Annotated in this window: 9 protein-coding genes; 3 read left to right on the top strand and 6 right to left on the bottom strand. The window is 64.6% G+C overall.

Going from position 1 to position 12,004, the window contains the following annotated elements; genetic code table 11:
• Positions 1–1,287, top strand: a complete 1,287-nt coding sequence (locus tag PYR64_RS13980) for a glycosyltransferase 87 family protein (protein WP_275775777.1) — start codon at positions 1–3, stop codon at positions 1,285–1,287.
• 91 nt (positions 1,288–1,378) lie between these two features.
• On the opposite strand, the gene PYR64_RS13975 is transcribed toward PYR64_RS13980, so the two are convergent.
• Positions 1,379–3,376 carry a phospholipase C, phosphocholine-specific gene (locus PYR64_RS13975; protein WP_275775775.1) on the bottom strand — a complete coding sequence of 666 codons (1,998 nt, stop codon included), beginning with the start codon at positions 3,374–3,376 and terminating at the stop codon, positions 1,379–1,381.
• Complete coding sequence (locus tag PYR64_RS13970; RefSeq protein ID WP_275779964.1) at positions 3,297–3,497, bottom strand: twin-arginine translocation signal domain-containing protein; 201 nt, start codon at positions 3,495–3,497, stop codon at positions 3,297–3,299. The genes PYR64_RS13975 and PYR64_RS13970 overlap by 80 nt, the downstream gene beginning before the upstream one ends.
• A gap of 161 nt (positions 3,498–3,658) precedes the next feature.
• Here PYR64_RS13970 and PYR64_RS13965 point away from each other — a divergent pair, with 161 nt between their 5' ends.
• Together PYR64_RS13965 and PYR64_RS13960 are read left to right on the top strand one after the other, a co-directional pair.
• On the top strand, positions 3,659–4,192 hold the full coding sequence (locus PYR64_RS13965; RefSeq protein ID WP_055971564.1) for a helix-turn-helix domain-containing protein: 534 nt from the start codon (positions 3,659–3,661) through the stop codon (positions 4,190–4,192).
• Positions 4,189–5,559 carry an MFS transporter gene (locus tag PYR64_RS13960; protein WP_275775773.1) on the top strand — a complete coding sequence of 457 codons (1,371 nt, stop codon included), beginning with the start codon at positions 4,189–4,191 and terminating at the stop codon, positions 5,557–5,559. The genes PYR64_RS13965 and PYR64_RS13960 overlap by 4 nt, the downstream gene beginning before the upstream one ends.
• A 75-nt stretch (positions 5,560–5,634) precedes the next feature.
• Here PYR64_RS13960 and PYR64_RS13955 read toward each other — a convergent pair whose 3' ends face one another.
• Genes PYR64_RS13955 through PYR64_RS13940 form a run of 4 tightly spaced genes read right to left on the bottom strand, consistent with a single transcriptional unit; the run spans position 5,635 to position 11,911 of the window.
• Positions 5,635–8,721, bottom strand: coding sequence for a glycoside hydrolase family 2 TIM barrel-domain containing protein (locus tag PYR64_RS13955; protein ID WP_275775771.1), 3,087 nt, complete (start codon positions 8,719–8,721; stop codon positions 5,635–5,637).
• Positions 8,722–9,636 carry a carbohydrate ABC transporter permease gene (locus tag PYR64_RS13950; RefSeq protein ID WP_039242474.1) on the bottom strand — a complete coding sequence of 305 codons (915 nt, stop codon included), beginning with the start codon at positions 9,634–9,636 and terminating at the stop codon, positions 8,722–8,724.
• A complete protein-coding gene (locus PYR64_RS13945) occupies positions 9,633–10,580 on the bottom strand; it encodes a sugar ABC transporter permease (RefSeq protein ID WP_275775768.1) in 948 nt (315 codons plus the stop codon). Before PYR64_RS13945 ends, PYR64_RS13950 begins: the two co-directional genes overlap by 4 nt.
• Complete coding sequence (locus PYR64_RS13940; RefSeq protein WP_275775766.1) at positions 10,577–11,911, bottom strand: extracellular solute-binding protein; 1,335 nt, start codon at positions 11,909–11,911, stop codon at positions 10,577–10,579. Before PYR64_RS13940 ends, PYR64_RS13945 begins: the two co-directional genes overlap by 4 nt.
• Between the last annotated feature and the right edge of the window lie 93 nt (positions 11,912–12,004).

The following is a 12,004-nucleotide window of genomic DNA, read 5'->3' as shown; positions in this document are numbered from 1 at the left end:
ATGGCGGCTTCTCCTTCACAGCTGGTGGCTTCCTCCACCAAACGGGGCTGGATCCTCACGGTGGCAGCAGCCTTGGCCCTCGTGGTGGCAGTGTGCTTCCTGTACGCGTACTACGAGCCCGCCCTGAACGACTTCGAGGTCTACTTCTACGGCGGTGGCAAAGTCATGGAGGGCGGTGACCTCTACGCCATCCGTGATGGATTGCCGTTTACCTATCCGCCGTTCGCCGCCCTGCTCTTTGCCGGGCTGGCGGCGCTGGGGTTCTTCGCGGCCAGTATGGTTTTCATTCTGGTGGCCCTTGCCGGTGCCGCCATTGTGGCCGCCTGGCTGGCCAGGCACTTCTTCGGCCTGAAGACCTGGCGGGAGGCTTTTTCCGATTACCGTTTCAGGACCACGGCGCTGCTGGGAACCGGTGCCATTCTGTTCCTGGGTCCGTGGCGTGACACGTTCGTCTTCGGGCAGATCAACATCATCCTGATGGGCGTGATCCTGGCTGACTTCGCCCTGTACGGGAAAGCCCGTGCGGGTGCCATCCGGTGGCCTGCGGGTTTGCTGATCGGCCTGGCTGCCGGGGTGAAGCTCACTCCTCTGGCCTTTGGTTTGTACTTCCTGGTCCGTCGCGACTTCAAAGCCCTGGGGTGGATGGCCGCCGGGTTCTTTGGTTCGATTGCGGTGGCCTGGGCTGTACTGCCCCAGGCTTCGCTGGATTTCTGGACCAAGATCCTTCCTGATACCGGCCGGATCGGCGGGCCGGCCTACGTCGACAATCTGTCCGTCAAGGGCCTGCTCCTCCACTTCGGCATGCCGGACTCTTCGGTCACCAACCTGGTGTGGATGGTGCTGTCCTTGGCACTGGTGGTCGTCGCCGGCCTCGTCATCAAGTGGTCGGTGGCTGTAGATGAGAATTTCGTGGCAGTATCCGCCACAGCCGTTCTGATGCTCCTGATCAGTCCGGTGTCGTGGTCGCATCACTGGGTTTGGGTTGCCGTTGCCCTGCCCAGCATGGCCTTTGCGATGCACCGGGTGCCGTCCCGCAACGGACGGATGCGACTCGCGGGGTGGGTCATTGTGGCGTGCTCCACCGTTGCCTTTTACATGACGCCCAAGAACCTGGCCGTGTGGGCGGGCGCTGCCGAATGGGGCAAAGACCCCCAGACCCAGTGGCAACTCATGGTGTCGAGCCTGGGCGTGGTGTGCGGGATCGCGATGATGGTCTATTGGGCATTGGCGTACCACCCGTCCCGGGCCGGACTGGTTCCCGGTGGAACCAGCCTGAAACAGCGCTGACCCCTCCACGCAGGGCACCCCGCCCTTGCCCGCCTGCCACACCCTTTTGCGGTGAGGAGGCAGGACAAGGGCAGGATGCGCCAATCGTCCGCTAGCCGGAGATGCCTTCCTGTCCGTCTTCCTGGCGACCGGTCAGCCGGCGTCGGAACGTAGCGTCCTCGGCAGCGGTGACCTCCAGGTCATACCAACCGTTCAAGGTTTCCCAGCCGATCTTCTTCGAGTGCCCGGCTTTGAGCTTCACACTTTCGTGGCCCTGTGCGTACTGCAGCGACTTCAGAATCAGGGTCACTGTGGCCTTGCCGTTGTTGCGCACTTCCAGTTCCACGGCCTTGTTGCCGCGGCGTCCGTTGACTGAAACGTCGACGCCGGACGCCGCGCCCGCCGTCGTTCCCTTCAGTTCGTACTGGAAACGGTTGGGGCCGGTGACGACGACGTCGAACCCGCCTGAGGCAGGCGCGAGCTCCACCGTGGCATTCCCGAGGACGTCCACATGCCGTGGCTCCGTGACTTCGCCGGCGTAACCGTAGATGGCGAAATGGGTCGACCGGGAGCCTGAGTTCCCCAGTGCCAGGGTGATTTTGCCGGGCAGCACAGCGGCCGAAACCTGCGGGCGGTAGGGGAGGGGCCTGGCCGGGCGCGTGCCACTTTCCTGGATCGGCGCCACTTGGACGGCGGGTGGGGTGGGCCGCCAACGGCTGATCTTGGCGGGCACGGATGCTGGGTGGTCCAGAACCGGCGGCTTACCTGGCGAGCTGAAATTGAAGACGCCGGTCAGGTCGCCGCAGACTTCCCGGCGCCAGGGAGAGATATTGGGTTCCTGCACCCCGGTCCAGCGTTCGAGGAAGCGAAGGACTGAGGTGTGGTCGAAGATTTCGGAGCTGACATAGCCACCCACCGTCCAGGGGGAGACCACCGACATCGGTACCCGTGGACCCAGCCCGATGGGCAGCGCCGTGGTCCAGTCGGCGGATTCGCCTGTTGACGGCCGCGGCTGGACGGGTGGCGGGACGTGGTCGAAGTAGCCATCGTTTTCGTCGAAGTTGAGGAAGATCGCGGTGCTGTCCCAGGTCTCGGGGTTGCTCGCTACCGTGTCCAGGAGGCGGTAGACGAAGTTTGCGCTGCCCACCGGTGTCGAGGCTCCGGGATGTTCGGAGTCGGCGGCCGACGGTACCAACCAGCTGACCTGGGGGAGGGTGCCTGAGGTGATGTCGGCGCTGAGCCGTTCCAGGAGGGTGTCCGGGCGGCCACGCCACATGGCTTTGTCGAAGAGCGACCTTTCGGCCTCCGTGAGGGTGGCGCGGCCCTTCTCCAGCTGGGCCAGGAGATGCTCCTGCTCGTCGGCCGTCTTGCCTGCCAGTTGGTCGTAGAACTCCTCGGTGGTGCGCAGCTTGCCGTCAACCGAGGCCAGCATCTTCCGCCCGATCACTTTGAAGGTCTGGAAGTACTCCACGGCGTTGTCCGTGAATTTGTCCCAGTCCTGGTAGATCCTCCATGAGACCCCGGCCTGTTCCAGCCGTTCAGGGTAGGTGGTCCAGTCGTAGCCGCCGTGGTCATAGCCGTAGGCCGCATTGGTCACAGCCCGGTTGTTCGTGCCGGGCTCCTTGCCGGTGGTACCGCTCCAGAGGTAGTTGCGGTTGGGATTGGTGGAGCCGTTGACGGAGCAATGGTAGGCGTCGCAAATGGTGAAGGTGTCTGCGAGCTCGTATTGCAGCGGGATGTCCTGGCGCTCGTAGAAGGTCATGGTGGATGCGCTCTTGGCAGGAATCCACTGATCGCACCAGCCGTTGTTCCACGCCCGGGTGGTCCCTTTGAAGGAATGGTCGAGGTCACCCAGGTATTGGATGTCGGTTCCGGGACGTCCCGCGAGTTCGGCTGCCTTGCGCAGGGAGAACGGCAGGACGGTTTCCCCGGTGGCGCGTGGCTGTTCGAACATGGATTTTCCGTTGGGCAGCCGGGTGACGGAATGGTCGCCGTAACCCCGGACTCCGCGGAGCGAACCGAAGTAGTGGTCAAAGGAGCGGTTCTCCTGCATCAGCACGATCACGTGCTTGATGGATTGCAGGCTCCCCGGCGGGGTTGGCCTGGCCATCGCCGCCTGCACGGAGGGGGGGAAGCAGCGATCCGGCTGCCGCCAGCGCCGTCGCTGCCGCGGCCGTGCCGAGGAATCCACGCCGGGAGATTCCGGGAGATTCGGTTGAACGTTTCACCATGTCAGGGTTGTTCAAGGACATTCAGGGTGCCTTTCGTGGTCAGAGTAGACCCGGCAAGCGTAGGCACCCCAGATGAACCGTGAGTGAACCTGGCAGAACCTGCAGGGTGTGTCGCCGTCATCCTCTAGCTTTCTTTAGGAAAGTCAACTAGCTTGGTTCGCATGCCTCTTCGCTCTGACTGGTCTGCCCGCACGTGCAGCCTCGCCCGTGGCCTTGATGTCCTCGGAGATCCCTGGGGAAGCCTGGTGCTGCGGGAAATTTTCTTCGGCAACGGCCGTTTCGACGCCATCAAGCAACGGCTCGAAGTAGCCGATACAGTCCTCAGCAAGCGCTTGGGATGGTTGCTCGAGGCCGGTTTGCTGGCACAGCGCCCCTACCAGGACGGGAGCCGCACACGGCAGGAGTATGTCCTCACCGCCAAGGGCGAGGACTCCCTGCCCGTCCTGAACGCCATCATCATCTGGGCAGAGAAACACTTGGACGCACCCAACGAGGTATCCCACATGCGGGTCATCCACACGGACTGCGGACAGGCGACGTCGTCGGCCGATACCTGCACCCACTGCGGCACCCGCCTGACCGCCGCCAACACGAGCTGGCACAGCTTCAAGCGGACGGACCACCCGGTTCCGCTCGCCGTGGCGCCATCTGAAGCAAGCACAGCAGCTCCCTCTGAAACGGAGATCCCCGCATGACCGCTCCCGACGTCACAGGGGTCCCCACCGAACCGCCGCGGCTTCCTTCCGGCAAGCGTCGCCGTCTCCACCCCGCCTGGATCGTGGCGGCAGTGGCCTTCCTTGCGCTGGTGGGAGCTGCCGGTTTCCGTGCAGCACCCGGCGTGCTGATGGTCCCGTTGCAGCAGGAGTTCGGCTGGTCCACCACGGTGTTGTCCTTGGCTGTCAGCATCAACCTGGTTCTCTTCGGGCTGACGGCACCTTTCGCTGCGGCCCTCATGGAACGCTTCGGCATCCGCAAGGTAACCGCGTTGGCGCTGTGCCTGATCGGTCTGGGTTCAGCTTTGACGGTCCTGGTGAACCAGTCGTGGCAGATCCTGCTTACGTGGGGAGTGCTCATCGGGCTGGGAACGGGATCCATGGCACTCGTCTTCGCGGCGACCATCGCCAACACCTGGTTCGCCAAGAGCCGCGGCCTGGTCATCGGCATCCTCACGGCAGGAAGTGCCGCCGGCCAGCTGGTGTTCCTGCCCTTCATTGCCGCCCTTGCGCAGAACCCCGGGTGGCGTGGAGCCTCCCTCCTTATCGCTGCGGGTGCGCTCGCAGTGGTACCGCTGGTGCTGCGGTGGTTGCGGAACTCGCCGGCCGACGTCGGGGTGTTGCCTTATGGGGCTGAGGAACCGGTGGTTCACGCCGCCGACGCCGGAGCCACCCCTGCGGCGTCAGGCAAGCCTGAGCCTGCGCTTCCCAAAGACTCCGCGAACGCTGCCGTCCGAGCCCTGCAGGTGCTCAAGCGGGCCGCCAAAGTGCGGACGTTCTGGGCCTTGGCCGCGGGCTTCGCGATTTGTGGAGCCACCACCAATGGGCTGATCGGCACGCACTTCATTCCGTCGGCACACGATCACGGCATGCCCGAAACCACGGCGGCAGGCTTGTTGGCCGTCGTCGGGATTTTCGACATCGTGGGGACCATCGCTTCCGGCTGGCTGACCGACAGGTTCAACCCGAAAGTCCTGTTGGCCGTGTACTACCAGTTCCGGGGGATCGGGCTGCTGGTTCTGCCGTTGCTGCTGGGCTCATCCGTGGAACCGAGCATGATCATCTTCGTGGTGGTGTACGGGCTCGATTGGGTAGCCACCGTGCCGCCCACCGCAGCCATCTGCCGCTCGGTGTTCGGCGCAGACGGTTCTGTGGTGTTCGGCTGGGTGTTTGCCGCCCACCAGCTCGGGGCCGCTGCGGCCGCCCTGGCTGCCGGGTTCATCCGCGACGCCACCGGTCACTACAACTACGCCTGGCTGGGGGCGGCAGCCATGTGCACGGTGGCTGCGGTCATCAGTGCCACCATCCGCAAGGACGCGGCGAAGAAGGAACCCATCGCAGTTGCCTGACGATGTTGCGGGGCCCGCTCTGCGCTCCATTCTCCTCTGGAGTCGCGCAGAGCGGGTCCCACAACGGAAGGGGTACTAGCCCGCTGCGGTGATCCGGAAGGTCAGCGACCGGGCTTCGGGCCGCAAGGCGTAATCCGGCCAGACGTCCGGTCCGCATGCCCTGGAACCTAGGCCGTGCTGTGCCGCGTCCAGGTACAGGTAGCTGCCTTGGCTCGCCGGCAGCTCATGCGGGTGTGCGGCTGCGGAGATCTCCTGGGCTGTGTACCGGGAAAGCGTGAAGCCCGGCAGGCGGCCACGGGAGTCCGGGAACGCATTGAACTGCAACCAAGGACTACCGGAGTCCTGCAGTTCCAGTGACCGTACGGCACTGCGATGACCCGACTCCTGGGGTTTGGCGTACGGAACTGCGAGCTCGTCGATTCCTGCCGAATACCGTCCCACCAGTGTCGCGTGCATGCTGTCGGGGTAGGACTCGCGGGGGCCCGTGCCGAACCACGACGCGCCATCCACGGAACCTGGAAGATCCAAGCGGACGCCCACCCGTGGCCAGATGATGTCCCAACCGGTGCTCGGTACGATGTCCACGCGAAGCCACAGTTCGCCCCCGGACACTTGCCAGTTTTCCTCCACGGAGACCCAACGGGCGGTGTCGGCTGCGGAGTAGCGGGTCTGGATCACCACCCCCGAATCGTCGGCGGAGACCTTTTCAACCCGGCCCGTGAGCCGGTCCAGGCCAGCGGCGCGCCAGACGGTTTCCATGGACGGGGCCGGAACGCCGTCGCCGTTGTTGAGCCACGGATCAGCGAGGTCGTAGCTGCCGCGTCCGGCGCCGGCGTCGTTATCCGTAGGGGCGCGCCACAACTCCAGACGGGGACCGCCAACCGGCAGCCCGGCCAGCGAAACCAGGCGTCCTTCTTCGAACCGGGCAGGTCCAAGGTTGAGCGTTGAATCCACCGCCGCCATGGCCCGTCCGGCCGATCCGAGGGGTCGCGGGGCTGACAAGCGGGGACGTGTCACCGCCAGTTCCAGCTGTGCCGCGGAGATCACGTGCCCGGCCTCGGCCCAGGCAGTGTCCTTGCGGAGCACCGCCTCAACCGTGAGCCAGTGTTCGCCGCTTCCATTACTGTCCAACGGTGGAAGTTCAATGCGCGCCGTGCTACCGGCGCCGAGTGACGCGCCCGTGGAATCAACAACGTCGAGCTCCCCGGACACGCCAAGCACGCCGTCCACCTCGGTTCGCCAGCGCAGCACGACATCCGACGCATCAGCGGTGTGCCTCAGGTTGGCGACGGAGACGAAGCGGCGAGTGCCGCCGTCGTTCGTTTCGGTGGAGAAGCCCAAGCGGATCGGTGCGACGATCTGCTTGTACTCAAAGAGGCCCGGGCTCGGCGTGGAGTCGGACAGCACCATGCCGTCCATCACGAAGTTGCCGTCGTGCACTACCTCGCCGAAGTCCCCGCCGTAGGCGAAGAATTCCGTGCCGTCGGCGGTGGTGGTCCTGATGCCGTGGTCCCGCCACTCCCAGACGAAGCCGCCGTGCAGCCGGGGGTAACGGTCCACCAGGTCCTCGTATTGGTCGATCGCGCCCGGGCCGTTGCCCATGGCGTGCACGTACTCGCACAGGATGAAGGGCTTGGTGCGTTGCCGGGCCGACTCCGCAGCGGAGCAGCCGAGCAGAAGGGAGCCTGAATCATCGCGCCCGATCGCCTCTGTTTCCGGTACGGACGAGTACATCCGCGAGTACACGTCCGTATAGGCGCCCGTGTAGTCACCCTCGTAGTGGACGGGGCGGCCGGCATCGCGGGCGTGGGTCCACGCGGACATCGCAGCGAGGTTGGCGCCGGTACCGGACTCGTTGCCCAGCGACCACATGACGATGGAGGGATGGTTCTTGTCCCGCTCCACCGTGCGTTCCATGCGGTCCCTGTACGCCTCACGCCAGGCGGGGTCGTCGCTGGGGTTGCCCACCCAGCCGTGCCGTTCGAAACCGTGGGTCTCCAGGTCGCATTCCAGAATCACCCAGAAACCCAGTTCGTCCGCGATGTCCAGCAAGCGGGGGTGCGGCGGGTAGTGGCTGGTGCGGATCGCGTTGACGTTGAACTGCTTCATCATGGCCAGGTCCGCGCGGGCAAAGTCCTCGTCGAACACGCGGCCGCGGTCCGGATGCGTCTCATGCCTGTTCACGCCGTGGAACACCACGCGCCGGCCGTTCACCAGGAACCGGTCGCCCCGGATTTCCACGGTCCGGAAGCCCAACCGCAGCGAAACGGTCTCGCCTTCGCTGGCCACCGTCGCGTTGTAGAGGCGCGGAACCTCCGCGGACCAAGGCTCGACGGCGGGAACCGCCACCGGGGCGACGTCGGCGGCGGAGTTCCAGACGACGTCGATCTCCAGTTCGGGGACGGACAGGCGAACCGGGTAGGCGGCCTCACTTGCCGTGATCTCCGGGTCAATGATCCCGGCGCCGGCGGTGAAGGACGTCCGCAACCATACGTCGTCGAGACCCTTCCGTGGCCGGGCTTGTAGTGTCACATCGCGGAAGATGCCGGGCATCCACCACTGGTCCTGGTCCTCGATGTAGCTCGATGCGGACCACTGATGAACGCGGACAGCTATGACGTTCAGGCCCGCACGGACGGTGTCGGTGATGTCGAATTCCTGGGCCAGGCGGCTGCCTGTCCCCACTCCGATCTCGGTACCGTTGAGCCACACCTTGTAGCGGGACTCGACGCCGTCGAAACGCAGTACTGTCCTGTCTGCCGTGTTCCAATCCGAGGGGAGCTCGAACGTCCGGCGATAATCGCCGGTGGGGTTTTCGTCCGGGACATGGGGTGCATCCGTGGGGAACGGAAACTGGACGTTGGTGTAGATGGGCCGCCCGTAGGCGCCGTCTCCCTCCAACACCCAGTGCGCGGGAACGGGGATCCGGTCCCAGCCGGAATCGTCCAGGTCCTCTGCGGCAACACCCTCCACTGCTTCGCCCGCAGGGAGGACGCCGCGTCCGCCCGGGGTACCCGGCGCCCCGGGCAACAGGCGGAACCGCCACTGGCCGTTCAATGAAAGAGCGGGCGCATCGCTGTGCAGCCAGCTCCGCGCCGAGAGGCGGTTGCCCGTGCCCGGCCCTGGATCCGTGATGTAGCCGGCTGTTTGGTAGGTGGTCATTTACTTGACGGCTCCTTCTGTCAGTCCACCGCGCCAGAAGCGCTGCAGGACAATCATGGCGATGCTGAGCGGAATGATGGAAAGCAGCACCCCGCCGGTAGTCAGTTCGTAGAATTCGGGCAAGCGGTCCACCTGGCTGAGCCAGTTGTTCAGGCCCAAAGTGATGGGGTAGAGCTCGGAGTCGGAGAGCATGACCAGCGGCAGGAAGTAGTTGTTCCAGATACCGACCAGCTGGAACAGGAACACCGTGACCAGCGCAGGGGTCAGCACCTTGAGCCCGATGGTATGGAAGATGCGGAGTTCGCCGGCGCCATCGATCCTGGCGGCCTCGATCAGCGAAGTGTCCACCGTTGCCTGCGCGTAGATCCTGCACAGGAACAGACCGAACGGCGAGACCAGCGAAGGCAACAACACACTCCAGTACGTGTTGGCCAGGCCCATCTGGCTGAACAGCAGGAACAACGGAAGCGCCGTCGCTGTACCGGGAACCAGCACGCCGCCGAGGATGGTGCCGAACACCAGGTTGCGTCCCTTGAACTCGTACTTGGCCAGGGCGTAGCCGCCTGCTGCCGCGAAGTACGTGGCCAGGAGCGCGCCGACGCCGGCGTAGATGGCCGAGTTCAGGAACCAGCGGCCAAAGATTCCGTTGTCGTAGCTGACTACGCGGCCGATGTTTTCCCACAGGGAGAACGTGGGAGCGAACCAGAAGCCATTGGTGGAGAAAAGGTCGGACGTGGACTTCGTGGAGGCGACGAAGACCCAGTACACGGGAATCAGGAAGTAGAGGGCAACCACCACCAAAAGGGCGGTGACAATGATGGTGGACGACCGGCGTCGTCCGGCTGATCGGTCCGGACCCGCGGACCGGGCCTTGGCAGCGGCTGTCGCGGGTGACTTGGTAGCTGTAGCGGTCATGATGACTTCCTGTTGGTCAGTGCGAGGAAGGCGAACGAAAGGGTGAAGGCGGCGACGGCGATGATGACCGACTGGGCGGCCGCGACGTTGTAGTCGTTGTAGGCGAAGGCCGTGGTGTAGGCGCTCAGGTTGGGCGTGTACTGGCTGTCAATGGCAGGGGCCACGGTTTTGAGGACCTGCGCTTCAGCGAACAACTGCAGGGTGCCGATGATCGAAAACACCGTGGTGAGCATGAGGGCCGGACGGATCAGGGGAAGCTGGATGCTGCGGGCAACCCGCCAGGTGGACGCTCCGTCCACCTTTGCCGCCTCGTAGAGTTCCACCGGAATGGCCTTGAGCTGCGCCACGATGATCAGCATGTTGTAGCCGGTGTAACTCCAGGTGACGATGTTGGCGATGGACCACAACACGCTGTTGGCGCCCAGGAAGTCCGGGGTAAGGCCGACGAGCTTGGCCGCGTCGAACAGGGGGCTGAGGCCGGGCACATAGAGGAAGGACCACAGGATGGTGGCAATGACGCCGGGAACGCCGTAGGGCATGAAGTAGGCGGCGCGGAAGAAGCCGGGCCATTTGGCCGATGCCGATTCCAACATCAAAGCCAGGACAGTGCAGAGGACGATCATGACGGGGACCTGGACGATGCCGAACAGCAGCATGCGGCCGATCGATGCCACGAAACTGCCGTCTGCCAAAGCCTGGGCATAGTTGCCGAACCCGGCGAACTCACTGGTCACGCCGGCCTCGCCGAAGAGCCCGCTCCTGGTCACCTTGGTGAAGCTGGAGAGGATCGCCACCACAATGGGCAGCAGGAACGTGAGGGCGAAAAGCGCCAGGAACGGGGCCAGGAGAAGCCAGGGCGCGCGCGCCGCTGCGCCGGTGCGCTTGCTCCGGCGGGGTGCTTCTTCGTGACGCTCTGCGGTAGGTGCCATACGGGTGGTCGTCATGCCGCTTCCTTCCGGATGGTGAGGCCCTTGTTCTTGAAAACGGTGATGATTTGTTGCTCGGAAGCGGCAATCGAGTCCACCAGGGAGGTCCCGAAGGCCTTCGTCCGGAAACCGTCACTGAGGATGTTGAAGGACTGCTGGGTCACGGGCCACCAGGACCATTCAGGGTTTTGCTGCTGGGCTGCCGGGACGAAGATGTCCTGGTTGTAGTTCTGGCCGCCGAAGAAAGCCGAAGGTTGTTGCCGGTCCGTGCCAATGAAATCGGGATTCGGCGACCACCCGATGCCGCTGTTTTTGATCTCGGCGTCGATGCCTTCTTTCGAGGTTGTCAGCCAGACGGCGAACTCCACCGCTTCCTTGGGGTGCTTGCTGTTGGCCAGGACGGCTGCGGTGGAACCGCCAAGGTAGCTGGAGCCGAATCCGGTGCCGCCCCACGTGGGCATGGGGGCGACGCGCCACTTTCCCTCCGAACCGCTGACGCCCTCGACCAGGGCATCGCCCCAGCTGCCGGTGACGGTGGAGGCAATGCCGCCCTTGCCTGCGGCAGCGAACCAGCCCGGTGAGAAGGCGCCGTACGCAGTGGTGACGAGGTCGTCGTCGATCGCTTTGTCGAAGAAGCGCGCGGTGTTGAGCGTGGCGTCGTCGGTCATGTTGATGACCCAGCCATCCTCCTCCGGACGCAGCCATGCGGCTCCTGCCTGTCCGGCGAAAGAAGCGAAGGGTGAGGCGTCGCTGATCGGGAAGCAGTCCAGGTACGTGTCCACGGAACGAAGCTCGCGGGCCAGTCCGGCCCATTCGTCCCAGGTTTTAGGGGGAGTGCCGCCCACCTTGTCCAGAATGGCCGGCTGGTAGAACATGGCCATCGGACCTGAGTCCTGGGGTATTCCGTAGACGCCGCCGGTGTAGCTGACCTGTTTCCACAAGGTGGGGTCGTAGAGGTGCGCGTGGTCGTTGGCGCCGTAGCGGGAGATGTCCACCAGCCCGTTGACCAGCATGAACTCCGGAATCGACCGCAGCTCAACCTGCGCCAGATCCGGGCCGCCCCCGGCCGCCAGTGCCGAGTAGAGCTTCTGGTAGCCGCCTGCGTTGCCGCCGGGGATCCAGACGACGTCCACTTGGATGTTTGGATTCGCTGCATTCCAGATGTCGGCAACGTTCTGGAAGTCCTTCAACCAAGCCCAATACGTAAGCCGCACAGGACCACTGGCGGTGGGGATGGTTGGTGCACTGTTCACGGACTGGGTTCCCGGAGTTGCGCAGCCGGACAGCAGCCCCATGGCTGCCGTGCCCAGGCCAGCGCCCAGAAGTTGTCTTCGAGTGAAACGGGTCATGAGCCTTCACCTCTTTGTGTCAGGTTGACGCTGCCGGCACCCGGAGGGCGGGCCCCGGCACGTCGATTGTGACCACGGTAACAGATAATTCGA

Source organism: Paenarthrobacter sp. Y-19, from assembly GCF_029223985.1.
Lineage (GTDB): Bacteria > Actinomycetota > Actinomycetes > Actinomycetales > Micrococcaceae > Arthrobacter > Arthrobacter nicotinovorans.
The sequence above is the reverse complement of the archived record's forward strand: the minus strand, read 5'-3'. Positions and strand labels throughout refer to the sequence as shown.